Here is a 24,224-nt window from a genome sequence, read left to right on the forward strand (position 1 = left end):
GGCCCTTTTTATCTATTCGCTGCTTTATGCCGCTTATCTTCCTCACCGGCCTCCTGATTCTCTGAAACCCTTTCTGTCTTGATCCATGTGCGCTTGACGCCTGTGATGTCCTGCCATATTGCCGATATGACCACCACGATCCAGGCCTGGCAATAAGTGAAGTAAGAGAGGGCTATGAGGAAAAGGTGGCTCAGCGAGTCCTCACCCTCGAAGGAGAGCGTGAGAAAGACTTCCAGGATAAAGAGGAGATACCCCAGGGCCCATACCAGGGAGAAGGGCCCCAGGAGGCTGATGTTCCATATCCCTGTGACGCCGAGAATGAAGACCAGATCGGAGAAAATGACCGCAAGCAGGAATATGTAATAGAGCGAGAGGGTGTAGAGTAGCTCGAGAGCCAGGGCCTTTGAGCGGAAGCGCGGCAGCTCCTTCAGGAACTTCCAGAGGACGTAGTTGTTTCCCCGCACCCACCTTCTTCTCTGCTTGTACCATATTTTCATCGACTGGGGCTCCTGCTCCCAGGTCACCGAATAGGGAATGAAGGCGATGCGCATCCCTTTCTGGTAGATCCGGATTGAAAGCTCCGAGTCTTCCGTGAGGGCATCTTCATCCCATCCGCCCAGCTCTTCCATCAGCTCCCGGCGCACGACGAAGTTGGTGCCCGGGAGCGTCGAGAGGCGCATGAGCTTCCAGCGCCCTGCCTGGACAATCCACTGGAAGCCGATTCCCTCTATGTTGATGAACCGCGTGAGGAGGTTCGCGCCCCTGTTGATGCAGCGAAACATCCCGAGGGCCGCCCCCAGCCCGGGACGGAGCTCCATGGTGGCCGCCAGGTAGCGGAGGGCATTTTTCTCAGGCCTGTTGTCGGCGTCATATATGGCGATCAGATCGCCCTTCACCTCCTTCATCCCCAGGTTGAGGGCCCTTGATTTTCCTCTGCCGCCGATGTCGGGAGTGGTGTGGAGGATCCTGAGGCGCGGCTCGCTCTCACGGAGCTTTTCCAGGAGCTCCCCTGTCCTGTCTGTCGATGAGTCGTTTATCACAAGGAGCTCCATTTTGTCCGCGGGATAGTCGAGTGCCAGGATATCTCTCACGGTCTTCTCTATGACTTTCTCCTCGTTGTGGGCAGGCACCATGATCGAGATAAAGGGATAAGTAAATTTCCCTTCCCTGTGGAGCCTGTCGATTTTCTCGCGGTCCTTCCTTGCCGTCAGTGCATAAAGATACCCCGTGAAGGAGAGGAGGAGCTGATAGGCTATCATGAACCATATGAGCCCTACGGAGAGGGTAAATAGTGATTCAATCACGAGATCAAACACCTTGTCTTCTCCTTCCGACACGGTGGTAAAGGTAAAGGACAAGGAGGATCCCGCAGGCAGCAGAGCCAAACAGGACAATGAAGCGCGCCTCGTGGTAGGAGATTACCTCCACGTCAAAAGAGATACGGCCCTCGCCGACAATCTTCACTTTCCGGGACCCCGTGGGAAGGGCCACGATGTATTCCCCCGTCCCCATCAGGGGGACTTCATCGTGCCTTGTGTCATCGACCCAGATGCTCCGGGGCTCCTTGTTGAGAGCTATATAACACCTCGTGGGGCTCATGTAATCGATGAACGCCTCCCCTCCCCGCTCGTCAATCATGAGGAGGTCGCCGCTTGCCCATTTTATCTTGATGGGCTCGATGAGATCTTTTGAGGGCGAAGGAAATACGGCGCCTTCGGGGGCCGAGAGGGCATACTGGCAGAAGGGCATGTCGCCCTCGGGAATAGAAGATTCGGCATAGGCTACCACCCTGAGGCCTCCCTGTGATGCGTTGCGGAGTATCGAGAAGAGCTCTGCGCCTGTCTGCCGCCTGCAGGCAAAGCCGTCTTTCTGGGTATGCACATCGACTATGTTCAGGTCCATGGCGAGCCTGTCAAAGGGGACTCCGGCATCAAGGTAAGCCTTGCACAGGTCGCGGTAACGGTCGGGAGGCCTGTTCCACATGATCTGCGGATCTTCCACCGAGAGGGTGAAAGGATACTCCTCCATAAGAGGAATGATCCTCCGGGCATTGACTCCCCACAGGTTTCTGATCACAGGGGTCTTGATGCTGTCCACGACAGTCACCACGATGTCAAAGTCACCCTTTTTCTCCTTTATTTCGTTTAAAAAAATGAGCATATCCCTGTGGAGGGCCGTCACGAGGTCCTCGCGGAACTGGTAGAAGGCTTCCATGGATTTCGGGTTTTTTCCCCAATAGTGGGGTGAGCGGTCGTTGAAAAGCTCCCTCATGTCAAATTTCCATGCACTCTTGAAGGCCTTCTGTGCCGAGGGGTGGAAAGGCGCCATCATCTCGGGCTTCCCTGGCCCCTCGCCTTCCAGATAGATTTCGGCAAGATTTACCCCGTCGAAGTCATAGTCAGTGAAAAGGCGCTTGAGATCCTCCTTGACCAGGTCCATGCAGGTTTTGTCCTCAAGAGCCACAGGAAGCCTCCAGGCCCCCTTCAGATCGCGACCGAGATAGTTCTTTTCCCGGAATCCCCTGTGGCGCTCCCAGAACTCCGGCGTATGGTAGGGGAGCTCAAGCCACGCGTAAACGGCAATGCCGGACTTGTGGCACACGCCGATGAGGCGGCGGTAGTCGAACTTGTACGAAGGGTAAAAGTGCCATGCTGCCGCGTGGATGGCGCGGATCCCCAGCCTTCTCCACCTCTGGGCAAGCACTTCCACGCTCATGTTCTGCCTGAACCCCGGGTCAAAAAATGCTTCGAGGCGGGGAACCGCTGAAGGGGGGAGAAGGCTGAAATGGTCGAGGACGATGGGAATGAGGGTGGGGAAGCGGTTGTAGCCCTTTCCGGCGACAGGATCATAGAGCGTCGAGAGGAAGCATATTCCCCCCTCCTTCTCCTTCCTCACGACGCCGAGAGGAAAGCCGTCAATGCTCTGGTAAATCACCTTGTCATCTTCCCGGGGAGCCACAATGTCCATCGCTCCCGCAGTAAAGAACTCCAGGCCGTTGTAGACATCTTTCACCCCCTTCACCTCCACCTTGCCGGCCCTTGAGAAGCACAGGGCGCGCGAGAGCTCGCTCATCCCGTCCAGCACCAAGATACCCCCTCTCTCGAAGAAGGTCTTGGAAAGGGCCTGGAGATCGGCCTGCGGCGCGCTCCCCGAGGGAATCACCACGAGGTTCTCGTCATGGAGCGATGAGAGGGCGCTCACTTTACGGGGAGTGATTCCCAGGGCTTCAAGGGACTCCAGGAATGCCTGCTGATCGCTCAGCGCTTCCCTTGAGACTTTGTCGTTCCAGAGCATGGCGGCCTTCACGGTTCTCTTTTCCCCGTTGTGGCGGGGCGTGAAGCGGTGCGCAATCTCCGTCACGAAGCCCTTCATCCTTCCCCCCGGCCGGTCATCGATGCCTTCCGCCGCATAAATCCACCGGGGACGGCAGGCAATGGACCTTTTCACCGTGGCGGTCACCTTGCCCCTGGTGACTTTCTCTTTCCTGAGCCTCCCGTTTTCGTCGAAGAAATTCTCCTTGAGGAATTTTCCCTTGACGGTGAGGCGCACCTCGCCACGCCCCGACACGATGGCCTTGTCCTGGAAAGTGACGGTGTTGTTGAGATCCCGCACATCAAGAAAAGTATATCCCAGCCTGGCGAGTCCCCTGACAAGCTCTTTCAGCACCGAGGAATCGACAAAGGGGTGGAAGAAGAAGCCCGCCACTCCGTCGCGGAGGCATTTCATTTTCCTGGCGATCTCAAGCAGCTCTTTTACATGACCGAGCTCGCCTTCAATATCCTCTTTGCCTTCCTTGGTGAGGAAGGGAATATAGCCAAGGTATTCAGGGACTATGCGCTGGCCGTAGAAGTCTTTCTCAATGAGGAAAGGAAAGGACTGGTTGAGGGAATACTGGTTGAAGAACATTCTCCGCTCCATCACTGTCGAGAAGTGCCGGGCGATAATGCCGTAGTCCACCGTTGAGGCGACATACTGGGGCGTCTCCCACAGGAGGGGGTAGAGGTTGCAGGTAAAGCACTCGTTGAGGGCCCGGGTAAGGCGTTTTTCCACGAAGGCCGTCGAGTCCTCCTCCACGGGCGTTCCCCTGTTCCCGTCCCAGAATTCGGAGTCTATGGCTGTTTTCCCCTTATACTGGTGGGTGCATCCGTGGAGCGCCATGGAGCCGCCGCGGGTTGCCGCGTAGCGGAGGGCTCTCACAAGGCGCAGGCGGTTCGTGAGGGGGATCTCATGGCCTGTGTCGGGATCGATGAAGAGGGGCACCAGCGAGATAATGAAGGGGATTTTCTCCTGGGAGAGCATGTCGGCGATCTCTTTTATCCTCTCGGGATCAGAGGTGGGGTTCACATCTTCAATACGGACGGCGGCCTGGTGCTTTTCCCCGTGGGGTGTGCCCAGGAAGTCGTGGAGTGTGTCGCAGAAGGCAAGGTAGCGGTCGCCCTCAGAGACATAGGAGAAGGGGATATCGGCGATATACCAGAACGACCCGTTCCTGAGGATATAGGGGTGCTTCTCACCCGGCGCCGAAAATCCCCAGGCGCTCACCTTGACCTTTTTTCCCTGCTTCAGGATATTGAGGGGCGGAAGAAGGGGTTTGTCAAGCAGCGTCCCCCTGTACTCCACCAGGTTCACCTTGTCTGATCTTCCCTCAAAGCAGAGATCGAGCTTTTTCTCGCTGTCCCTCGCAAGGAGCTGCTCAATATGGTTCCCTATCCAGAAGAATGAGCCATTGTAGGCGAGAATCTCATCGAGGAGGCCCGCGGGAAGCGAGTACTCTTTCTGGCATCCCGCGAAAAAGGCGCAGGAATATTTCGCCAGGTCGCCTTTTTCATAGAAGGAGACGGGCTCAATGTACGTGGGCATCCTGAAGTGTCCAAGCAGGTTTGCCACCTCCACGGCGCCGGCTCTTGAAACCACGTCTCCCTTGCTGTCATCGAAGAGGATGAGGGCTCCCTTTTTAGGGGCTGCGCCAAGGGGGGCTGCCAGAAGCAGGCTAAGGGCGAGCAGCGTTGCCGTGACGGTGCATAGAAGGCGCCCTGTGAAAAAATGATGCTCACCGGTGTTCATTGCAGGCTCCCTGCGGGCTCTTTCTGATGACTGCTTTATGGGTTCCCGAGGGGAGGCAGAGAATCCATTCTTTTTCTCCCTCTATCAGAGGGCATTGCTGTTTTTTCCCATCGATGACTATCTCGCCGGGTTTCTCCGGCAGTGCCACATAGCATGTGGCCGGTGCTTCATAGGAGAGGGAGAGCTCCTTTCCCGTATTTCTCAATCCGTAAAGCTCCCCGTTTATCCAGCGGGGTGCAAAGCCGTCGCCCGGCGCCTCAGGATCAAGGAGAAGAGCCTTGCCCGGCGCCTCCATCACGAACCCTAAGAGGGAAGTGTCGTGGGGATAGAGAGTTGACTCGGCATAGAGGATCACCCTGTGGCCCTTTCGTGACGCAGCTCGCAGCATCTGGAAAAGCTCCGAGCCTGTCTGCCGCGGACAGGCAAACCCGTCCTTCTTTTCGTGAAAATCCACCACGTTAAGGTTAAGGGCGAGCCTGTACCAGGGAACCCCCTTGTTCAGGTATGCCTTCTTGATACGCTCATAGCGCTCGGGGCCAAGATTCCACATGGTATAAGGGTCTTCCACCATGAGGGTAAAAGGGGTCCTCTCCATGTACAAGGCTATTTTTGCCGCGTCAACGCCCCAGTTTTCCACTGCCCGGGGGTATGTGAGGCTGTCCACGACGGTGATGACGATGTCGAAGTCTTTTTTCCCTTTTCTGACGGTATCCAGGAAGCTTATGAAATCGCCGTGAAGCTTGTAAATGAGCCGGGCCCTGTATTCGGAGAAGTCCTTGAGGGACTGGGGCCTGCTTTTCCAATAGTGCTCCTTGCATTCCGTAAAGATATCTGCTGAGTCATAGCCGTACTGTGTGCTGAAGTCTTCGCGGGCCCACCGGTGGAAAGGCGAGACCGTCTCGGGCTTGCTCGGGCCTTCTCCTTCGTTTTCAAAGTAAAGCTCGGCGAGATTCACGCCGTCGAAGTCATACCGCCCGAAGAACGTGGCCAACTCCTCGAGGACCGCCTTGCGGCAGGCAGGATCCTCAAGGGCAAGAGGATAGCGCCAGAAGTTCTGCACGTCGCCATCCTTGTAATTCTTCTCTCTGAACTCTGGATGCCTCTCCCAGAAGTCCTTGGAAAGATAGGGGAGCTCCAGCCAGGCATAGACGGTGATGCCTCTGCGGTGGCATTCATCGATAAGGCGCTTGTAATCGTAGGTATAGGAAGGGTACATGTGCCATGCCCCTACATGGATGGCTCTTATGCCGATCTCTCTCCACCTTTTCGCCAGCTCTTCGATGCTGATATCCTGGCGGAGGCCCGGGTCAAAATAGGCCTCTATTCTGGGCACAAATACGGGGGGGGCAAGGCTGAAAGCCGAGAGGATATTGTTCACAAGCGTGGGAAAGCGGTTGTAGCCTCTCCCCCCCGCAGGATCATACTCCGTCGAGAGAAACACGATGCCGCCCCTTTTCATTTTCCTGACAAGTCCCACACAGGCCCCGTCGGGCGATACATACATGGGGAGATCACCCGGGAAAGGCATCACGGTCTCCATTTTCCCGTCAGTAAAGAGCTCGAGCTGATTCATTACGTCCTTCAGGGAAGGAACCTCTTTTTTACCGCTCTTTTCGAAGCCCAGGGCCCCAGAGAGAGCGGTGAAGCCGTCGGTGACCACCACTCCTCCTTTTTCCACGAAGGACTTGAGCTCCATGGCCTTCGTGAGCGGGGCCCTGGCAGCGGCCTCGTAAGGAATTATCAGAATCTTCCGGGAAGGCATCCTGTCCTGCCATGAAATCTTTTCGGCCTTTATCCCCAGGCTTTCCATGGAATGATAAAAGGCTTCCTGGTCTTTCTGCCCTCTTCCCCGGGCTTTTTCATCCCATAAGAGGGCGCAGGTCGCCTTCTCCCTGCCTTCCACGCCTTCGGCCACATACATCCATCCAGGGGGAAGGGAGATTTTCCTCATCACTTTCCCGAAGAGCTTTTCACTTCCCCTGCGGCATTTCCGGACCGTACCGGAAGGGTCAATGAAGGACTCTGAGAGGAATTCCCCCTCGAGAGTGAGGGTCACCTGGCGTGACCCCGAGACCACGGCCTTGTCGCCGGAGAGCACGGCGTTGGGAAGGTTCCTCACCTCCAGGAAGACGTACCCCAGCCCTTGCAGGCCCAGAACTAGCTCCCTCAGGAGCGAGAGATCCATGAAGGGGTGAAAAAAGAACCCGGCACAGCCGTCACGGATGCACTTGAGGCTCTTTGCCGTGTCGAGCATGGCATTCACATACTGCCGCTCGCCGGCAAGGTCTATCGAGCCGTCCTTGACGAGGTAAGGGACATAACCCAGGTACTCAGGAATCACCTGCTGCCCGTAGTAATCCTTTTCTATCAGGAAAGGGAATGACTGCCGCGAGTGGTAAGTGTCAAGGAAGATTTTCCTCTCGCTCGCCGTGGAAAAATGCCTGGCAATGACGCGGTAGTCAAGTGATGAGGCCAGTAGATGCGGCGTTTCCCACAGAAGGGGATAGATGCCGTTGCGAAAGCACTCATCGAGGCTCTGCTCAATCCTCTCCTCGACGTAAAGAACGGAATCTTCGATGAGCGGCCTGTTTTTCTCCGTGTCCCAGAATTCACAGTCGATGGTGGAAGCTCCCCTGTACTGGTGCGTGAAGCCGTGGAGGACAATGGTGCCTCCGTGGCGGGTGGCGTATTGGAGGGCCTTTATGAGGGCCGGCTTCTGTGAGAGGGTGATATCATTTTTTTTATCACCGCTCCGGTAGACAGGCACGACGGGAACGAGAAAAGGGGCATGGAGCAACGAGAGGAGATCGGTGATTTTTATTATCGCTTCAGGATCGGTCAAGGGGTTTACATCCTCTATTCTTATCACGGCATAGTGCTTTTCTCCATGGGGGATTTCCAGGAAGTCATGGAGGCAGTCACAGAAGGCAAGGGCGCACTGCGGCCCATCGTCAAAGGGGAAGGGGATATCGGGGATATGCCAGAATGAGCCGCTGCTCACGATATAAGGGCTTCTCTCGCCGGAGGGAAGGGAAGCCCAGGCATGGACTTTCACTCCGGGAGCGCACCTCACGGTGCCGAGGGAGGACAGTCCTCTGGTGAGGGTTGCTCCCCTGTACGAGACCGAGATGGTCCCCTCCATTCTGCCCAGAGGCTCAATGATCTTTTTCACCCCCTCCCGCGAGTTGAAAGAGGCGAGCCCCTCGCCAATCCAGAAAAACTTTCCCCTGTAAGAGGCGCAGTCGTCGAGCAGCGCTTCTGGCAGCGCCTTGTCGGCTGTGCTGTTTACCAGGAATGCCAGGGGATAGCCTTGAAGGGTGCCCTTGCGGTAGCTCCCGGCTTCCAGCAGCACGGAAGGGACATTGAAGTGCCCCAGGAGGTTCACGAGGTGGATGCCATATATCCTGCCGGGAGAGCCTCGCTCCACAATTATGAGAGCCTTCTTGCGGGGCGCTGCACCCATGAGGAAGAGGGCGGCACCTATGATGAGGATCATGCAAAGAGCGCGGGTGGTGCGACGATATGCGAGCAAGGTTCTGTCTCCGTTTCAGCGAAAATGACTTTTTCAATTCTCCAGCAGGGGGTTTTATCCTTCCTGGCATCCCGTTCCCTGGCTGTTCCGGCGTGGAATGGCCCTGCCGCTCTCCAGGTCAGGGCTCTCAGGAGGGTTGCTTGACTTTTCAAAGAGACTCTGTTATACTGAGTGCCAGAAAATCACGATGCCCTGTGCACGTTGAAAGAAGAAGCATTCCGCTTCTCACCTTGAGGCCAAGCCGGCAAGGTTACGTGAAAGAGCCTGTGCTCGCAATACGTGTGCGTTGCTCTTTTAATGAAGAAGCGGATTACAGTCCGCTTCTTCATTTTTGGGGGGACGGGCAGGACATTGGAGGAGGTGGCTTACATTTCAAAGGATCTTCGGATCAACAAAGAGATCAGGGCAAAACAGGTAAGGGTAATCAGCGATGCGGGCGAGCAGCTCGGAATACTCGGGACAAAGGAAGCTCTTGCAATCGCCGAGGAAAAGGATCTTGATCTGGTGGAGGTGTCGCCAAACACCGATCCTCCAGTCTGCAAGCTCATGGACTACGGCAAGTTCAAATATGAGCAGGCAAAGAAAGAGAGAGACTCAAAGGTCAAGCGCAAGACTCTGGAAGTGAAGGAAGTAAAGCTCCGCCCCAAGATTGACGAGCATGACTTTCAGGTAAAGAGCAAAATAGCCGAGCGGATACTCAAGGGTGGTGACAAAGTGAAGGTCACCCTGATGTTCCGGGGAAGAGAAGTGGTCTATACCAAGCTCGGCGAGAAGCTCATGGAGCGCCTCTTTGAAGAGGTGGCCCCCCTCTGCCTCGTGGAGAAAAAGCCCAAGCTGGAGGGGAGAAACATGATCATGATACTTGCTCCCAAGGCCACTCCTGCTCCCTGATAATCGATTCTTACGCAGGCATTCGGAAGAGATAATCATATAAGAGGTGTGATAACTATGCCAAAGATTAAAACCAGAAGAGCTGTTGCAAAGAGAGTGAAGGTGACCGGTTCCGGGAAGATAAGGAGAATGAAGCAGTTCAGCGGATGCAAGCACATACGCGAGAAGAAGTCTCCCAAGAGGGTGCGCAATATTCGCAAGACTGTCATTGCTGCCGCCACTGATGTGCCCAACATCGAAAAAAACATCCCCTACATGCTGTAAACACCGCAATCAGCAGGGCAGCAGAAGTCCCTCTCGGGAGAATAAGGAGGTTTTACAATGCCAAGAGTTAAAAGAGGAACAATCGCGCTTAAGAAAAGAAGAAAGATCATGAAGCTCGCAAAAGGCTACCGCGGTGCGAGGCATAAGCGCATAAAGAGCGCCCGTGAGGCGGTCATTCACGCGCTCACCTATTCATTCAGGGATAGAAGAGCAAAGAAAAGAGATTTCAGGAAGCTCTGGATCATAAGGATAAACGCGGCGGCGAGGCAGAACGGTCTTTCATACAGCCGTTTTATCAGCGGCCTTAAGAGCGCCGGCGTCACCATCAACAGGAAAATGCTGGCTGATCTGGCCGTTACTGATGCACAGGCCTTTCAGGAGTTTGCGAATCTTGCAAAGAAGCACTGTGCCGCTGTTGCTTCATAGAGGAAAACAAGCTCTCATGGAAGGGGCATTCCGGTGCCCCTTTTTTATTTCCCCCCGGAGGAAGAGGGAGTGGGAGAATTGTGGTAGAAATTCTGTGTACGTCCAGGAGGATTCCGGGAAGAGAGAGTGCCGCCCCAGGTGATCAGTGCCTCAAGGGCGTAACGGAGTGGATCGCTTTATGAATTGTCCCTATTGCCAGACACCGCAGAAGGATGCCGCAAAGTTCTGCAACCATTGTGGCGCTTCTCTGGAATCAGGGGAGCTCAAAAAGGGATCCCTCATCGACAACCGCTACGAGATAGTCTCCCTCGTGGGGAAGGGCGGGATGGGCGCCCTTTACAAGGTGAAGGATCACCGCCTCATGGATACACACTATGCCCTCAAGGAGATGCTGGACAATTTTTCTGATCCCAGGGAGCGCGCCGATGCCATAAGCTGGTTCAAGCGCGAGGCCGAGATCCTCTGCAGGGAGCTCCGCCACCCCAACATTCCCGTGGTGAAGGATTTTTTCATAGAAAAAGGGCGCTATTATCTTGTCATGGACTTCATCGAGGGACATGACGCGGATTCCCTTACCCTTCCCTTAGCAGAGAAGGATGCCCTTGAGTTTGCGAAGACCGCCATTGATATAATAGAGTATCTCCACGGCAAGAAAGTGATCCACCGTGACATCAAGCCGGAAAATTTTCTCAAGGAGAAAGCCACGGGGAAGCTTTTCCTTGTGGACTTTGGAACGGCCACTGTTTTCAGCAGGGGAAGAACAAAGACGGCCATCGGCACCGAAGGCTATGCCTCACCGGAGCATTACGAGGGGAAGGCCGACGAGCGCTCGGATCTCTACTCCCTGGGAGCGACACTTCACCGCCTTGTCACCGGCGCCGATCCCAAAGTGCGCCCGCCCTTCGCCTTCGAGCCCGTCAGGAAGCTCAACGGGAAGATTTCGGAAGACTTCGCCAGGATCATTGAAAAGGCGATCCAGTATAAGCCGGAGAACCGTTATCAGAGCGCCTCAGAGATGGAAAAGGACATCCGGGCCCTCATTGAAAAGCGTGAAAAGGGCCAGACCCCCGCAGCGGCTCTGCAGGCTGCTGCTCCCTCACCCGCGGCGCTGGTGACTCATCTGATGGCCCAGCCTCCCGCGGCCCTCTTCGCCGGTGATTCCCTCTTCATAAGGGCCCACCGCGGTATTGCCAATGCCGTGGCCTTTTCTCCGGAGGCCGAGAGTCTTGCCACAGGAGGGAGCGATAATGCCGTGCGGCTCTTCAGTCTCTCGTCGGGCACCGAGCTTCAGGCCTGGCAGGAGCATTACTCTGAAGTGACCTCCGTGGCCTTTTCGCCCGATGGAGCCTTCATTGCGTCAGGCTCAGGCGACACCTCGGTGAAAGTGAGGAGAGCGGTGCCGGGCGAGAGGACCGTCTCCCTGGCGGGCCACGCCGGCAAAGTCATGAGAGTGCTTTTTTCGCCCGGAGGGACGCTGCTGGTCTCGTGTGCCGCCGACATGATGATCATCGTGTGGGATGCCAAAACGTGGACCAAGAAGGTGATCCTCGATGAGCACCGGAGCTGGAAGGATATCTCCTTTTCCCGCACAGGAAAGGCCCTGGCCGCCGTCTCTGCCGACGGCACCCTCACCCTCTTCAACATGAAGACTTGGCAGTTCCTCCTCAAGATCGAGGCGGGCTTTGATGTGGTCCACTCCTGTGCCTACTCTCCTCTGGACAATTTTGTGGCCTGCGGCATGGAGGATGGCTCGGTGGTCCTCTGCGACACCCAGCAGGGGAAGGCGGCAAGAACGCTCAAGGGGCACCAGGGAAGCGTCTTCTCCCTTGCTTTCGCTCCCGACGGCATGTCCCTTCTCTCGGGAAGCAGGGACAAGACAGCGCGCCTCTGGGATGCGGCATCGGGAAAATGCCTGAAGGTGATCGGCGGCCATGGCGGCGAAGTCCATTCCGTCGCCTTCTCCCGCGACGGCTCTCTCTGTGCCACTGCCTGCGCCGACAGCATTGTGAGAATATGGAAGGTGCCCTCATTGACAGCCGCCCCGCCGCAGAAGCCGCCAGCGCCCCAGGCGACACCCGCCGCAGCTGCCGCTCCATCAGCGTCTCCGCCAGCACCTGCGTCAGCGTCTCCGCCAGCGCCTCCGTCGGCGCCTCAGCCGGCAGTATCCCCGGCAACGACTCAGGCCCCGGCTCCGGAAACGGCTCCGGCTGAGCCTCCTGCAGCGGCCGGAACGGAAAAATCCACTCCGCCTGCACCCCCAAAGGCGCCGGGCGCCCCGGGAAAGCCTCTCACGGTGAAATCCATGGTGAGGACCTTTGAAGGCCACGAAGGAGGCGCGCAGTGCCTTGCCTTCTCAAGAAAAGGCCGGCATCTTGCCGTGGGGACCGGTGAAGGCGATGTGGCACTGTGGGATATTGCCACGGGGAACCGCGAGGACATAAAGAGAACCCAGAAATCTCTTGTTGACTCTGTGGGAACGTGGATCAAGGGGGCCTTTGTGGGCCATTCTGCCAATGTAAGCGCTGTCATCTTCACCGTCCTCGATGAATACCTTATCACGGCATCGCGGGAGCATTATCTCATGGTCCGTCCCCGTGGCGCAGGCAGCGGGGAGCCCTGCATGTACACCTACGAGGAGGAGATCCTTTGCGCCGACCTCTCGAAAGATGGCGCCAGGCTTGCGGCAGGGACGAAGGGTGAGATTCTCCTTTTTGCCTTTGCCCTTGGCGAGCTCACCGAGGCCGGGAGCCTTAGGAAAGGGAAGGACTGGATAAATGGCGTGGCGATATCGCCAGACGGGAAGCTTCTTGTTTCCGGTGACAACGGGGGAGCCTCCTGGCTGTGGGACCTGTCCTCCCGCAAGGAGCTCAGGCCCCTCATGGGCCATACGAAAAAGGTCTTCTCCGCAGCCTTTTCCCATGACGGGAAAGAAGTGGCGACAAGCTCGCAGGATGGCACCATAAGGCTGTGGAGCGCGGCAACAGGGGAAAACCGCCTTACCATTCATGATCCTCCCGGGAATGATCCCCATGACGGGATATTTGTCGTAAGGTACGCCCCTGGCGGCCTCACGATAGGATCGGCAGGAGAGGACAGGACGGCCAAGCTCTGGGACCGTACCGCAGGCCGGCTCCTTGTCATCTACGAGGGCCACACGAAGAAGATCAATGATATGGCCTTTTCACCCGATGGAAAATTCATGGCCACATGCTCTGACGACGGTACAGCCCATCTCTGGGAGGTGCCCCCTTCCCTTTGAATCATTGCCGTCGGTATCATCATACCCTCAAAAGGAGGAGTTCCTATGAAAGCGGTGTTTTTTGTGATTATCCTCTGCGGTCTCACCCTTGCGGCCTTTGCCCAGGAGAGCCCCGTGGCCGTTGAGCAGAAATATATCAGGTACGGCCTCCTGCCCCTTACGGAAGGCCCCGGTGAAGATGAGCAGGATTACCGTGTCTGGCAGAATGCCTGTGATGCCCTTCTCAAGATGGATGGCGCCCTTGCCTCCGACGCAAGGTGGGCTCAAGAGGGAGGCCGCGAGCGGCTCATCCAGGACATGCTGAAGCAATACCAGGTCAATGAGCTCGTAAAGCTCTTCAACCTTGGCCATTACGGGAACCGCTACTATTCGGCCTTTTCCGGCCCCCGCAGCGACGGCGCCACCACCTGGAAAGCGAAAGCCTGGTTTCTCAACAACCCCCGTGATCGCAAGGAAGTAGGGCCCCGCTACAAGTACCGGGGCACCATTCTCTTTTCCATCAGCGGGAGCACCGTGAAAGGCGAGCTCAGAGACGGGGACAGCACTGTGGGTGAGCTCACGGGAACACTCAGCGACAAGACAATAGACTACACGCTCACTTTCAGGAGCGGTGAAAACATCAAGAAGGGATCACTCACCGTAGTGTCGCCCACCTATCTCTCAGGGACCTGGACCGACGAGAGGGCCCTTCCCAGGGATGCCCATGGCGAGTGGGAAGTAATCAAGATATTTGAAGAGTGAACCATGCGTTATGTAGGTCATGTCATAAGGCCTCCCTCTGAGGCGGACTCACTTATCCTTCAGGCCACCATCGGATGCGCCCACAACAGGTGCACCTTCTGCGGGACTTACCGTGACGAGCCTTTCCGCTTGAGGGACCTGGATGAGCTCTTCGAGGACATCGCCATGGCAAGACGCTGCTACGGTGAGGTGCGCAGGATTTTCCTGGCCGACGGCGATGCCATTGTGATGCCTTCCGAGCGCCTGCTGCGGATACTGGTAAGGCTGAAAGAGACCTTTCCTGAGCTTCAGCGCGTCGGCATCTATGCCCGCGCCACCGACGTCCTCATGAAAAGCGGGGATGAGCTCACAGAGCTTTATCATCATGGGCTTAAAATACTTTATGTAGGCCTTGAAAGCGGAGCTGACAGGGTTCTTCGTTTTATAGAGAAGGGCTATACCTCCGAAGAGGCCATTGAAGGGTGCCTCCGCGCCCAGAAGTCCGGCATGAAGCTCTCGACCATTATTCTTCTGGGCGTGGGAGGGAAGGAATGGTCTTCCGAGCATGCCCGGGAGTCGGCGCGCATGATAAACGAGGTGAAGCCCCGGTATCTCTCGGTCCTGACCCTCATGGTCCTGAAAGGTACCCCTCTCGCCGCCAGGGTGGAGCAGGGGGAGTTTTCACTCCCCGGCCCGGAGGGGATGCTTGAGGAGATGAAGCTTTTCATTGACGGCCTCACTGTTGATCACTGCATTTTCCGGTCAAACCACGCCTCCAACTATGTGGCCCTCTCGGGAACCCTCAGGAAAGACAAGCAAAGGCTCATGGCCCTCGTGGAGCAGGCCCATCTCATGGGAGCTTACCGGCCCGATTTTTTCAGAGCCCTCTGAGGGATGAGAAGCCGCCCCATGGGCCGCCGGAAACCCCGGACCCGGGAACCCCGAGATCTCAGTGTTAACAAATTGTAACATTTATAGACAAGCAGAGGAATTTAAGGTAAAATAGAAGTGAGAATTGTGAAGGGGAGAGAGCCACTATGAATATCGAAGGACTCCAGTCAATACAGAACAGGATAGGCCAGATCCAGTCAATGGTCCATGGCCGCGTTTCCTCGATCAACAGCAAGCTTTCCTCGGTGCCTCTCAATTTCCAGGATGTGCTCAACATGAAGCTCGGTGAGCCGGGCCCCTCGTCAACGTCTCCTGCGGGAACGGTGGACGGCGTGTCAAATCTCAAGTGCCTGGCCCAGAACAACAGCATCTCCTGCGGCCAGACATCGGTGGCAATGGCAGTCAATTCCCTCACGGGGAAAAACCTTGTCGACAGCGACATAGATGCCAAATACGGCTTCGGCCTCCTCCAGGCCCTCAACGGGGAATCGCAGGGGGCAGGCATTACCTGGAGGGATGGAGGAACGGTCAGCGCCGGCGCATGGAGCCTCATCGAGCAGAAGGTGAACAATGAAAAGATGCCCGTCATCGTGGCCCTCAACGGCCCCGAGTTCTCGCCCTCGGGAAGGGGCCACATCGTGACCATCACCAAGGTGGAAGGGGACACCGTGACCTTTGCCGACCCTGCCTCGGGCACGATGAAAACCACCACGAAGGATGCTATGAACAACGCTCCTTCGCATCCTGACGGCAATTTCATATTCTACGGCTCAAGAGAGGGCATACCCCTGCCGCCGGCAGCCATGAATTTCAACCCATTAAGCATGCTGAGCCAGATGAACCAGTACAAGTAGCTCTGGCGGCACAAAAGGAACACCGGGAGGGATACCCCTCCTTTTTTGTTTCTGTCGGGCCCTGGGCCCGAAAACTCTCCCCGGAGCCGCAAAGAAGGTAAGGTCCGGTAAGTGAAGAATCTCCATGGAAAAGGCCACCGGGCCCTCCACAGGAGGAAGCTTCTTCCGCCATGACCGACGAAGAACAGAGAGCCCTCAATTTCTTCTCTTACCTTGAGAAATACCCTGAGCTGGTGAGACGCTATATAAGGCAGATCATGCAGGATACCCTTTACCGTGATGATATTCTCAACGAGTTTACCTTTAAGAAGCTCATAGGGAAAAGGGCCATCGAGATTCAGAGCGCCGCGGGGGGAAACCCCTATGAACCGGCCGAGATCTGGAGGGAGCGCTGCCGTGAAGCGAAAAAGCAGCTTATAGACTTTTTCTTCTCCTCCAATTACTCTCTGGATTACCTCAAGCAGCTCATTGTGGATCACTCGGGCGAGATTGAATCGGAGCTGAGTATCTCTTTCCCCCTGGACTTTGAGTTTGCCATGGACGTGGAAAAGGTCTCGACGCGGGTACTGATAAAGAAAATGGATTACTATGCCTCGCTCCGGCCTGAGGATCAGGAAAAGGTCCAGCATGAGATGAGGGAGCTCAAGGTGGTCCTCATAAGACGCCTTGTGACCGACAATCCCGAGCAGGTGAGGATTGCAGAGCGCTTCTTCACCATGGAGCACCTCAGGGAGATACACAGGAGAATGATCGGCACGGGGAAGGTGGGCGGCAAGAGCACGGGGATGCTCATGGCCTACTATATCGTGAGAATGGCCGAAGAGGAGGACCCTTACAACTTCAGCGAGTTTATCAAGATACCTGACTCCTACTATCTCGGCGACGAGGTCTGCATCAACTACCTTGATTTTAACGGCCTCCTGGACTTCAGGAACCAGAAGTTCAAGCCCAATGAGGTGATGGAGCGGGAGTACGAGGAGATAGAAAAAAAGATCCTCGGGGGGCGCTTTCCCGAATCAATCTGGATCCGCTTCAGGACTCTCATGGAGAAGATGGGAAAAAAGCCCATGATAGTGAGGTCTTCAAGCCTTCTGGAAGACAACATCGGAGTGAGCTTCGCCGGGAAGTATGACTCTTATTTTCTTCCCAACCAGGGCACTCCCAAGGAGAATCTCAAGAGTTTTGCCATGGCCATAAAGAAGATATATGGCGGTGTCTTCTCGCCCGACGCCATCATTTACCGCAAGCGGAGCAAGATGCAGTATGAATATGAGTCCATGGCCATCCTGATCCAGGAGGTCGTGGGCCGCCCGAGGGGGCGGTATTTTTTCCCCGACGTGGCCGGCGTCATATTCAGCGAGAATCCCTATCTCTGGTCCCGGAGGATCAGGAAGGAGGACGGCATGATGCGCATCGTCCATGGCCTTGGCACAAGGGCCGTGGATCGTGTAGGCGAGGATTACCCGCGCATGGTGAGCCTCTCGGTGCCGGAGCTCCGCCCTGAAGCGCAGGCCGACATATTCAAGTATTCGCAGAAATTCATCGATCTCATCGACCTGGAAAAAAACGAGTTTATCTCGGAGCCCCTTGAGAAGGTGATCGGCGAGAACCCCCTTGCCGCAAGCTCTTATGTGTACTCCGTGAAGACCGAGGACATGATAAGGCCCGTGATGACTGTCCTTGATTTTGAAAACCACAGGCCTGTCATCACCTTTGACAGGCTCCTCTCCTCATCAAGATTCCCCCATACAGTCGCCCAGGCCGTAGATAAGATCAAGCGCTTCTATGGCCTGGAGCTCGATATAGAGTTTGCCGGGAATGTTGACTCAAACGGTGATTTCAAGATCTACCTTCTCCAATGCCGGCCCCAGAGCACGAGGGAGGAGTTCCAGCACGTGGAAGTCCCCGAAGTGCCTCTTGAAGATATTCTCTTCACCTGCGCGAGCGAGGTTTCAAACGTGAAGATAGAAAGGATTGACTTCATAGTCTATGTGGATCCAGAGGCTTACGACAAGGTTGCCCGCGTCTCCGACCGCTACGAGATCGCCCGCCTTGTCGGGCGTATCAACAGGCTCATGGAATGCCGTACCGCAATCCTTCTGGGACCCGGCCGCTGGGGGAGCAACAATATCAAACTGGGAGTGCCGGTGAAGTATAACGAGATCAACAATTTCAGGCTCCTGGGAGAGATCGCCCGCAGCAAGAGCGGGATCATCCCCGAGGTGAGCTTCGGGACCCATTTTTTCCAGGACCTTGTGGAGAGCGGTATCCACTGCATCCCCCTCTATCCCGACGACTCCCGCGTCATCTTCAACTATGCCTTTTTCCAGAACACTCCCAACAGGTTTCTCGCCCTTGTTGACCCTGAGCAGTACAGGCGTTTTGAAAAAATCATCAAGGTCTTTGAGTTTGAAGGGCCAAGGAGAGGGGAGATCCGGCTTGACGGCTCTACAGAATCAGGGAAGTGCTATCTTGCAGCCTGTCCTGATGAGGAAAAAGGGCGTTAAGAAAAAAAATCCCAAAAATTCCCAGAATATGAAGGAATCCTTTACCCCATAAAGAACAACATGACTTTACATAAACACTACAATGCATCGTGGAGGTGTAAGAATGGCAGTAGAGACGAAATGTGAAGAAACTCTCAACCCGTTCAAGATTGCCCAGGCACAGCTTGACGAAGCTGCCCAGCTTCTTGGACTTGATGATGCTACGCGCGAGTTCCTCCGCTGGCCTCAGAGAGAGTTTGTCGTCACCATCCCTGTCAGGATGGATGACGGCAAGACAAGGATTTTCAGGGCTTACAGGGTGCAGTACAACAGCTCCCGCGGCCCGACGAAGGGCGGCCTCAGGTGGCATCCCGACGAGACTATCGACACGGTGAGAGCCCTTGCAGCATGGATGACATGGAAGACCGCCGTGGTGGATATCCCGCTTGGCGGCGGCAAGGGAGGCGTGACAGTGAACCCCAAGGAGCTCTCCGAGACAGAGAAGGAGCGCCTTGCCAGGGCTTACATCGATGCTGTCGGCCGCATTCTCGGCGTCACCAAGGATGTACCGGCTCCCGACGTGTACACCACCCCCCAGATCATGGCATGGATGATGGACGAATATGAAAAGCTCATCGGTGAGGCCCATCCCATGGTGATTACCGGCAAGCCCATACCTCTTGGTGGATCGCAGGGCCGCGGTGATGCAACGGCACGCGGCGGCATCTTTTGCGTCAGAGAGGCCGCCAAGGTCCTCGGGATTGAGCTGAAAGGCGCTCCCATGGCCATCCAGGGCTTTGGAAATGCCGGCCAGTTTGCCGCCATCCTGGGCCATGAAATCCTCGGCCTCAAGCTCGTTGCCGCGAGCGATTCAAAGGGCGGCGTGTACTGTAAGGATGGAATTGATCCTAAGGCCCTTGTCAAGCATAAAAATGACACAGGTTCAGTCGTAGGATTCCCCGGCACCGAGCCAATCTCAAATGAGGCGCTCCTTGAGCTGGAAGTGACAGTTCTTTTCCCGAGCGCTCTCGAGAACGTGATCACATCGGCCAATGCCGCCAAGATCAAGACAAAGATCTCATGCGAGCTTGCCAACGGCCCCACTACCCCGGAAGCCGACAAGATTCTGCATGAAAACAAGATCTTCGTCATTCCCGATTTCCTTGCCAACGCAGGCGGCGTGACGGTGTCATACTTCGAGCAGGTGCAGAACACTTACAACTTCTACTGGACCCTTGAAGAGGTCCACAAGAGGCTCGATGAGAAGATGACCAAGGCTTTCCACGACGTGTATGAGATGCGGAAGAAATACCAGAGCAAGAATATCCATATGCGCCAGGCGGCCTATCTGGTGTCAGTCTCCCGCGTGGCCGAATGCTGCAAGCTGAGAGGCTGGGTGTAGAAGGAGCTTTACAGGGAAATGCGAGGGAGAAGCCTCAGGGCTTCTCCCTTTTTGATTATATCTTTTCAGCCCTTTTCCCTAATAGGTGACTCCCATTTTCACGGCCTTGTCCTTGATGACACCGGTCATGAGGGAGTCCAGGTTGTTTCTCGCCGCCCCGTGGCTCACTTTGGATTCTGTCTCGGAGAGTGCGGCAGCGCCTCCCGGCGCGTCGGCACCGGTGACTTCCCGGGCCTTTTCACTCTTTGCCATCTCGGAGGCCCCTCTCTTCCAGGAGCCGTCGGAGACGGACTTCTCATCGACGGCATAGCTTCTCCCGCCGGCGTTGAGCATGTAGTGGGTCTCGCCGGTAGGTGCCTGGTAGGTCACCTGGTAGGTGAGGAAGTCGAACGTCCCTCCCGTCGTTGAGGCTATCTGGCGGAACACCTGCTGGCCCGAGCCCTCTATGCCGCTGCAGCCTACGGTAAATATGCTTATCCCGTGCCTTGCGGCATCCTTTGCAACTCCTGCATAGACAGGCCCGTTGGCATAGTCCATGTGCGGCCCCGCGTCGCCGATGAGAAATATGAGCTTCTGTGTTGACTGGTCGTTATCCCAGCCCATCTCGTTTACTGCCACGTCAAGCGCCTCGTTGACGCTCTCGGGGGTGTCGCCGCCGCCGGCGGCAGAGGCGCTGCTGACCAGCTTTGAAAAAGCGCCGATGTCTCTGGTGAAGGGGAAGCTTCTTACCACGTACTCGTCACCTCTGTCACGGTAGAGCACAAGCCCGTAGCGCACGTCGGGGCGGGGCCTGCCGCTTCCTATCTCCGAGGCCATGGCCTGGATCTTCTCTTTGACAGTCTGGATCTCGTCACCCATGCTCCCCGTGGTGTCCAGGGCAAATACCACGTCTATCCGCGGCTTTGCCACGGGGCTGAAAGATACCTCCACGGGAGTCGTGACTCTTGTGACCCGTAAATGGGACATGATGAATACCCCCATGAAGAGGAGGCTGAGAAGGAGCACGCCGGCAGGGATATGGCGCCTTGTGCCTGCCCCCAGGCAGGAGGTGATAATAGACAGGGTCTCAGAAAAGACGTTCTTTCCGTGGAGGGCTTTCCCTGTCGTGGGACAGAAGCGCGCCCCGGCGCTGTGGGGAAGATCGCAGAGGGGGCAGAGTTCCTCAAGCTTCGCGCCGCAGGCGTCACAGTAAGTAAGGACGCCGTCGCAGCTATTCCCGCAGGCTTTGCATGTCACTTTCTTATCATCCATGGTCTCACACCTTTCAGGAGGTTTTTACTACGGAGTATCTGTAGCATTTTTTCCTGATTTATTTCACGAGCACGGGGACAGCATCTTTCGCAGAAAGAGCCTGTCCCCGTCACTTCAGGATATAAGAGGATTTTCAGCGGTCTTGGTGAAACGAGAGGGAAACCGTCAAGGAGGATGAGTGGTATGGATGCCCTTATGACGAGGCTCGGCGAACTTTACGAGAAACTGGACGCTGCCTTACCGGCCATTGAGGGGAACCCCTGCAGGGGATGCCTGGGGTGCTGCTCCCTTTCCCATGTCGTGATGCACCGCATCAGCCTTATGGAGCTTACGTACATGGGGCGGAAAATTGACAGCGCCAGGCTTGAGCAGTTTAAGGCCTATATTCTCAGAAAAAAGGATGAAAAGGGCGATCCCCTCTTCACGGTCTGCCCTCTTTATGACGGGGAGAAGGGCCGGTGCTCGGAATACCTTGTGAGGCCCACGTCCTGCAGGCTTTTTGGCCATTATTTTCTCGAGGGGACAAGCGTGCCTGATGAGTGCATTTTCAAGGACAGGGGCACATGGTTTCGGGCTGGCCGCTATTTTACCCTCATTCCCTTCGCGAAAGAGTTCAGAGCCCTAAACAGGGGTTTCCGGTCTGTCATGCCTTATACGCAGAAAACGATCACCGAGCAGATGGAGTATGCTGACGGCTTTGTTCCCGAGTCACCTCTCACCGATGAGGAGTTCCCCGATCCCGTTGACATGGCCCTCCACCTGCAGCTCCTGGGCCGGCGCGACGAGGCCTACCGGCTTTTTGCCGATCACGAGGGCGAGGTGGCTTATTATTATTTCTATTATGCCAATCTCTGCGATGAAATGGAAAGATATGAAGAAGCGGTGAAGCTTTTCAGGAAAGCGGTCCTCATCAGGGATGATGATTCCCTTTTTCATTTCAGGCTGGCCCTTGATCTGGTGATCCTCGGGAAAAAGGAAGAAGCCCTGGAAGAGTTCGGAAAAGTGGTGACTCTGAACGGGGAGAATGCCATGGCTTACGGCTACCTCGGTTACCTCCACCTGGAGCGCCATGAGGTCAAGGAAGCGGTGCCGTTCCTCGAAAAAGCCCTGTCGCTTGATCCTTCCCAGAACTTTTTCCGCTTCAGGCTCGGCCTTGCTTACCTTGGGCTTGGAAAGGGGAGGGAGGCCGAGGAGGAGCTTCTGAAGGTACAGCATTTTGAGCCTGTAAAGGATGATGTCAAGTATCTGCTTGAAGAGATAGGCCGGATAAAGAATGAAAGCAGTCAGGAATCCTGAGCGTCAATGGTGAAAAGGATTTCCAACTCTCCGTCCCTCACCTCCACCCCCGTGATGAGCGTTTTCCAGCGGGTCCTCGCCTCCATGGGCAGGTCTTTCAGCAGATACCCGGTGAGATCCCGTGAAGAGAAATCAAAAACGGGGTTGATGAGGGCAAGCAGCATGTCCACGGTCTTTTTCTCGCCCGGCGTTTTCTCGGGGAGCGTAATATAAAGCTCTGTACCGTTCCTCACGGCAAGGCCTCCTCTGAGGGAGAGATTCAGAGACCTTGCAAAGGGCGTGGAGATATCAAGGACAATGACCCCGGGATGAAGTGCCGATCTGAGGGTGAAGTGCTTTGAAACCTTGGCGGCAATGAAGTCCTGGAGATCCTCCCCGGAGACGCTCAGGGAGCCCCTGAGGGAGAGGGTCCTTATGGCGCCCAGCTTTTTTGCAGGGAAGGCGAGGGGATCGAAGGAGATGTCCCGTGCCTCTACCTCAAGTTTTTTGAGAGGAAGGGCGAAATCCTTAACTCCCTCGGCGGAAAGGCTTATATTGTCAATGCTGCCGAGCCACATCTTGAAGCGAGGCTTCGCGGTGACCTCCACATGAAGGCGGGAGCACTCATTGAACCTCTCTGCGATGCGCGACGAGAGATAGCGCTCACCGTCAAAGAGAAGGACAAAGAGGATGACAAGCGCGAAAAAAGCGCCGCCCACTGCAAGCAGTGAGAGCAGCGCCCTTTTTACTTTATGATGAGGCACCATTGTTACCTGGCGTTATTTCCCGAAGATAGCCATCAGATCGCCTACGATTCCCACGGGCATGGCAATGGTCTGCCCATCCCTTTCCAGGGAGACTATTCTGCCCATGAGCCTGTTCTGTACCACTTCTTTTTTCTCGCTCACAGGGGGCGCCATCGTGACCCTCACCGAGAGGCCCGCCGCCGATACGTTCACCCTGTCGATTTTCCCGAGCACCGGTGCCCCGTCAATTTCAAAGACCACGAAGTCACCTGCCTTGTACTGCTCGATTCTCTGTTTCCTGATAAGCATCCTGTCGCCTGCAGTGATTCGGGGAGGAAATCCTGAAGGGGGAGCGTTCATGAAAGCTTCCCCTTTATTCTGGAGAGCTCCGCGGATAGTCCCTATCTGGTAAGCTTTCTGCACGGTCTCACGGTCGGTTTCCTCTATAGTGCCCACCTGGCGGGTCTTAAGTGAATCTGCTGCCATGGATGCGGCCTCCCTTTCTTCATCGTGACTCTGATCGCTGGGGAATATGTTGTCTCTATCTTCTTAATTATAACAGATTGATCATGAAAAAGGGAATACTCTGAAAGGGGGAATATTTCTCCTTTGAGGTACTAGGGCGGGGGCAGGAAGACGAACTTGGTGATTTTTGTCTTTACCGAGCCGTACTCCGCGACATAGCCCTTGGCGGTCTCTACCTCAGATAAGGTGCCGTCATCGTTCTTGATAATGTATTTTCTGGACCCGTAGCCCGATGCTCCCGTGGGACTGGTCCACCAGTAGATGGTGGCGTCCACCCTCCTGAGGCTGTTGTTTACGGCGTTGGAGACATTGATATCACAGAGGTAATTGACATTGTTGAGGGACTTTGTGATGCTTATGGGCGTTGAGGGGCCGTAGGTTCCGCTGTAAATTGCCGCTTCGTTCTGGTAGAGGAACTCCTCGAGCATCAACTCTGCGGCGGCCGTGCCTGCCGTGAGGTCCACGCCCTTTTTTGTGGAGTTGAAGAGAAAGGTGAAAAGCCCTATGATGAGCAGAAGGCATGTGGAGAGGATAAAGATAGCCACCATCAGCTCGACTATGCTGAATCCTTTCTCTTTCTCTCTCATGAAAACTTTCCTCCGAGTATGTATTATAGCATAATTTTTATCAGGAGAAAA

General features: G+C 55.7%; 17 protein-coding genes. 10 read left to right on the forward strand and 7 right to left on the reverse strand.

Annotation, left to right across the window (positions count from 1 at the left end; translation table 11 throughout):
* Positions 1-8: 8 nt before the first annotated feature.
* Genes RDV48_22625 through RDV48_22635 form a run of 3 tightly spaced genes read right to left on the reverse strand, consistent with a single transcriptional unit; the run spans position 9 to position 8,596 of the window.
* Positions 9-1,316: a glycosyltransferase gene (locus RDV48_22625; GenBank protein ID MDQ7825612.1), complete on the reverse strand. Its 1,308-nt coding sequence runs from the start codon at positions 1,314-1,316 to the stop codon at positions 9-11.
* The gene (locus tag RDV48_22630) at positions 1,309-5,064 is read right to left on the reverse strand and encodes a polysaccharide deacetylase family protein (protein ID MDQ7825613.1); all 3,756 of its coding nucleotides are present in this window, start codon (positions 5,062-5,064) and stop codon (positions 1,309-1,311) included. The genes RDV48_22625 and RDV48_22630 overlap by 8 nt, the downstream gene beginning before the upstream one ends.
* The gene (locus RDV48_22635; protein ID MDQ7825614.1) at positions 5,051-8,596 is read right to left on the reverse strand and encodes a DUF2334 domain-containing protein; all 3,546 of its coding nucleotides are present in this window, start codon (positions 8,594-8,596) and stop codon (positions 5,051-5,053) included. Before RDV48_22635 ends, RDV48_22630 begins: the two co-directional genes overlap by 14 nt.
* A 369-nt stretch (positions 8,597-8,965) precedes the next feature.
* Between RDV48_22635 and infC the strand changes: the two genes are divergently transcribed.
* From infC to RDV48_22680, 9 genes are all read left to right on the forward strand, one after another.
* Positions 8,966-9,487, forward strand: a complete 522-nt coding sequence (gene infC / locus RDV48_22640; protein MDQ7825615.1) for a translation initiation factor IF-3 — start codon at positions 8,966-8,968, stop codon at positions 9,485-9,487.
* Between the two features lie 57 nt (positions 9,488-9,544).
* Positions 9,545-9,751 (forward strand): 50S ribosomal protein L35, encoded by a 207-nt coding sequence (rpmI, locus tag RDV48_22645; protein MDQ7825616.1) that lies wholly within the window; start codon positions 9,545-9,547, stop codon positions 9,749-9,751.
* A 57-nt stretch (positions 9,752-9,808) separates the two neighbouring features.
* Positions 9,809-10,177 (forward strand): 50S ribosomal protein L20, encoded by a 369-nt coding sequence (rplT, locus tag RDV48_22650; protein MDQ7825617.1) that lies wholly within the window; start codon positions 9,809-9,811, stop codon positions 10,175-10,177.
* 178 nt (positions 10,178-10,355) lie between these two features.
* The gene (locus RDV48_22655; GenBank protein ID MDQ7825618.1) at positions 10,356-13,436 is read left to right on the forward strand and encodes a WD40 repeat domain-containing serine/threonine-protein kinase; all 3,081 of its coding nucleotides are present in this window, start codon (positions 10,356-10,358) and stop codon (positions 13,434-13,436) included.
* Positions 13,437-13,481: 45 nt separating this feature from the next.
* Positions 13,482-14,177: a hypothetical protein gene (locus tag RDV48_22660; GenBank protein ID MDQ7825619.1), complete on the forward strand. Its 696-nt coding sequence runs from the start codon at positions 13,482-13,484 to the stop codon at positions 14,175-14,177.
* Positions 14,178-14,180: 3 nt separating this feature from the next.
* Positions 14,181-15,047, forward strand: coding sequence for a radical SAM protein (locus tag RDV48_22665; GenBank protein MDQ7825620.1), 867 nt, complete (start codon positions 14,181-14,183; stop codon positions 15,045-15,047).
* 146 nt (positions 15,048-15,193) lie between these two features.
* A complete protein-coding gene (locus RDV48_22670) occupies positions 15,194-15,901 on the forward strand; it encodes a papain-like cysteine protease family protein (GenBank protein MDQ7825621.1) in 708 nt (235 codons plus the stop codon).
* Between the two features lie 170 nt (positions 15,902-16,071).
* Positions 16,072-18,408: a PEP/pyruvate-binding domain-containing protein gene (locus RDV48_22675; GenBank protein MDQ7825622.1), complete on the forward strand. Its 2,337-nt coding sequence runs from the start codon at positions 16,072-16,074 to the stop codon at positions 18,406-18,408.
* Positions 18,409-18,511: 103 nt separating this feature from the next.
* Positions 18,512-19,789, forward strand: coding sequence for a Glu/Leu/Phe/Val dehydrogenase (locus tag RDV48_22680; GenBank protein MDQ7825623.1), 1,278 nt, complete (start codon positions 18,512-18,514; stop codon positions 19,787-19,789).
* A 78-nt stretch (positions 19,790-19,867) separates the two neighbouring features.
* Here RDV48_22680 and RDV48_22685 read toward each other — a convergent pair whose 3' ends face one another.
* Complete coding sequence (locus tag RDV48_22685; GenBank protein MDQ7825624.1) at positions 19,868-21,040, reverse strand: VWA domain-containing protein; 1,173 nt, start codon at positions 21,038-21,040, stop codon at positions 19,868-19,870.
* Between the two features lie 183 nt (positions 21,041-21,223).
* Here RDV48_22685 and RDV48_22690 point away from each other — a divergent pair, with 183 nt between their 5' ends.
* On the forward strand, positions 21,224-22,336 hold the full coding sequence (locus RDV48_22690; GenBank protein ID MDQ7825625.1) for a tetratricopeptide repeat protein: 1,113 nt from the start codon (positions 21,224-21,226) through the stop codon (positions 22,334-22,336).
* Here the strand turns inward: RDV48_22690 and RDV48_22695 are convergent.
* The 3 genes from RDV48_22695 to RDV48_22705 form a co-directional block, all read right to left on the reverse strand.
* The gene (locus RDV48_22695) at positions 22,324-23,082 is read right to left on the reverse strand and encodes a DUF2993 domain-containing protein (GenBank protein MDQ7825626.1); all 759 of its coding nucleotides are present in this window, start codon (positions 23,080-23,082) and stop codon (positions 22,324-22,326) included. The two genes, RDV48_22690 and RDV48_22695, sit on opposite strands and share 13 nt — an antisense overlap.
* A gap of 12 nt (positions 23,083-23,094) precedes the next feature.
* Positions 23,095-23,547 (reverse strand): hypothetical protein, encoded by a 453-nt coding sequence (locus tag RDV48_22700; protein MDQ7825627.1) that lies wholly within the window; start codon positions 23,545-23,547, stop codon positions 23,095-23,097.
* Between the two features lie 131 nt (positions 23,548-23,678).
* On the reverse strand, positions 23,679-24,173 hold the full coding sequence (locus RDV48_22705; GenBank protein MDQ7825628.1) for a prepilin-type N-terminal cleavage/methylation domain-containing protein: 495 nt from the start codon (positions 24,171-24,173) through the stop codon (positions 23,679-23,681).
* Positions 24,174-24,224: the final 51 nt, after the last annotated feature.

The sequence above is a fragment of the Candidatus Eremiobacterota bacterium genome, from assembly GCA_031082125.1.
In the GTDB taxonomy this organism is placed as follows: domain Bacteria; phylum Vulcanimicrobiota; class CADAWZ01; order CADAWZ01; family Ess09-12; genus Ess09-12.

What these genes read in the sequence shown, in the direction of transcription:
- RDV48_22705 (MDQ7825628.1), bottom strand. Translation starts at nt 24,173, where the DNA reads ATGAGAGAGAAAGAGAAAGGATTCAGCATAGTCGAGCTGATGGTGGCT.
- RDV48_22695 (MDQ7825626.1), bottom strand. Translation starts at nt 23,082, where the DNA reads ATGGTGCCTCATCATAAAGTAAAAAGGGCGCTGCTCTCACTGCTTGCA.
- RDV48_22670 (MDQ7825621.1), top strand. Translation starts at nt 15,194, where the DNA reads ATGAATATCGAAGGACTCCAGTCAATACAGAACAGGATAGGCCAGATC.
- rpmI (MDQ7825616.1), top strand. Translation starts at nt 9,545, where the DNA reads ATGCCAAAGATTAAAACCAGAAGAGCTGTTGCAAAGAGAGTGAAGGTG.
- rplT (MDQ7825617.1), top strand. Translation starts at nt 9,809, where the DNA reads ATGCCAAGAGTTAAAAGAGGAACAATCGCGCTTAAGAAAAGAAGAAAG.
- RDV48_22660 (MDQ7825619.1), top strand. Translation starts at nt 13,482, where the DNA reads ATGAAAGCGGTGTTTTTTGTGATTATCCTCTGCGGTCTCACCCTTGCG.
- RDV48_22655 (MDQ7825618.1), top strand. Translation starts at nt 10,356, where the DNA reads ATGAATTGTCCCTATTGCCAGACACCGCAGAAGGATGCCGCAAAGTTC.
- RDV48_22690 (MDQ7825625.1), top strand. Translation starts at nt 21,224, where the DNA reads ATGGATGCCCTTATGACGAGGCTCGGCGAACTTTACGAGAAACTGGAC.
- RDV48_22680 (MDQ7825623.1), top strand. Translation starts at nt 18,512, where the DNA reads ATGGCAGTAGAGACGAAATGTGAAGAAACTCTCAACCCGTTCAAGATT.
- RDV48_22630 (MDQ7825613.1), bottom strand. Translation starts at nt 5,064, where the DNA reads ATGAACACCGGTGAGCATCATTTTTTCACAGGGCGCCTTCTATGCACC.
- RDV48_22665 (MDQ7825620.1), top strand. Translation starts at nt 14,181, where the DNA reads ATGCGTTATGTAGGTCATGTCATAAGGCCTCCCTCTGAGGCGGACTCA.
- RDV48_22700 (MDQ7825627.1), bottom strand. Translation starts at nt 23,547, where the DNA reads ATGGCAGCAGATTCACTTAAGACCCGCCAGGTGGGCACTATAGAGGAA.
- RDV48_22685 (MDQ7825624.1), bottom strand. Translation starts at nt 21,040, where the DNA reads ATGGATGATAAGAAAGTGACATGCAAAGCCTGCGGGAATAGCTGCGAC.
- RDV48_22675 (MDQ7825622.1), top strand. Translation starts at nt 16,072, where the DNA reads ATGACCGACGAAGAACAGAGAGCCCTCAATTTCTTCTCTTACCTTGAG.